At 50.1% G+C, this 1,261-nt stretch carries 3 protein-coding genes; all 3 read left to right on the top strand.

Annotated features, from left to right (window positions below; all coding sequences use genetic code 11):
* Window positions 1-46: 46 nt before the first annotated feature.
* The 3 genes from BR83_RS17020 to BR83_RS0114015 all read left to right on the top strand — a co-directional run bounded on the left by BR83_RS17020 (window position 47) and on the right by BR83_RS0114015 (window position 1,186).
* Window positions 47-211: a VanZ family protein gene (locus BR83_RS17020; RefSeq protein WP_114679231.1), complete on the top strand. Its 165-nt coding sequence runs from the start codon at window positions 47-49 to the stop codon at window positions 209-211.
* Between the two features lie 317 nt (window positions 212-528).
* Window positions 529-801, top strand: a complete 273-nt coding sequence (locus tag BR83_RS0114020) for an AbrB/MazE/SpoVT family DNA-binding domain-containing protein (protein ID WP_027357578.1) — start codon at window positions 529-531, stop codon at window positions 799-801.
* Window positions 791-1,186, top strand: coding sequence for a type II toxin-antitoxin system VapC family toxin (locus BR83_RS0114015; RefSeq protein ID WP_242839686.1), 396 nt, complete (start codon window positions 791-793; stop codon window positions 1,184-1,186). The genes BR83_RS0114020 and BR83_RS0114015 overlap by 11 nt, the downstream gene beginning before the upstream one ends.
* Window positions 1,187-1,261 lie beyond the last annotated feature (75 nt).

Below are 1,261 nucleotides of genomic sequence, written 5' to 3'. Positions count from 1 at the left end.
CTGTCGCTGGCCGCCGCCCTGCAGGGGCTGAACAGGAAACGCTGGTTTGTGGCCGGGGGTGATCCTGGTTCTGGTGGCCGCCCTGGACGAGTGGCACCAGACCTTTGTTCCCGGCCGCACCGGCCGGGCGGTTGACGTGCTGGTGGACCTGGCTGGCTACACGGTCCTGGCCTTTTTCTTTTCGAAAAAAAGCAAAAACCTGCAGGCGTAGAGGGGGCTTTTTATGCACATTCTGGTTACCGGCGGTGCCGGCTACATCGGCAGCCACACGGTAATAACCTGGAAACCATCGTCCGCACGGCCTGGGAGTGGCACCGGCGGCACCCGGAGGGCTATGGAGACGGGCTCTTTTCTTTGTCCATTGATAGGGAAGTTTCTTTTACACCCACGGGGAAATTCTTGTAAAAGTGGCCGGGCTAAACAGGCAACTGGGCAGTCATAAAATAGACCTAAAATAGACAAATAGCCGGATTCATGGTAAAATAAGAACAGTAAGATGAGTAAAATCTGTAAGAGGAGGAACTTTGAATGTATACCGTTACTGTTTCCTCCAGGGGCCAGGTAGTTATACCGGTGGAAGTTAGAAAAAGAATGAATATCAAAGAGGGAGACCTTCTTTCTGTGAAAGAAGAGGGAGAAAGAATAATACTGAAGCCCGTGCGTAAAAGGAGTGTGCTGAAAGGCGTCGCAGAGAAAACGGCGGGGCTGCTTTCCGATATGAAAATGAGCGGCCGGGAGTATGTAGAAATGCTGCGTGAGGGTTCTGGTAGGAGGTTAGACGAGCTTGAAGGTGGTCGTTGATACCAATATCATTATAGACCACCTGCGCGGTGTTCCCCAGGCGGTCAAATTACTTAAGGAGATTGAAGAAGGTAGTCTTGAAGGTTTAATTTCTACTATTACCCTAATGGAGATAATGGCTGCACCCAAAATGAGCAAGGAGCGGTTATCAGCCGTTAAGGAATTATTGGGAATCTTCGAGCATTGTCCGGTTGATAATCAGACCGCAATTACAGCTGGCAGTCTTTTAGCGAAGTACCGCCGTTCACACGGCCTGGATCCGTTGGATGCCTTAATTGCAGCGACGGCCAAAGTTAACGAAGCCGTCCTTTTTACATTGAATACAAGGCATTTCAAGTATATCGAGGGCTTGATTGCAGTCAATCCATACGATGCTGAGGTATAAAATAAAGCATGTATAATGCGGCTGTTTGCCGCCAACTCCCTGGAAGAAGCCCGGGCCATCATATGGGAGGAACTG

This window comes from Desulfofundulus thermocisternus DSM 10259, assembly GCF_000686645.1.
Taxonomy (GTDB): domain Bacteria; phylum Bacillota; class Desulfotomaculia; order Desulfotomaculales; family Desulfovirgulaceae; genus Desulfofundulus; species Desulfofundulus australicus.
The sequence above is the reverse complement of the archived record's forward strand: the minus strand, read 5'-3'. Positions and strand labels throughout refer to the sequence as shown.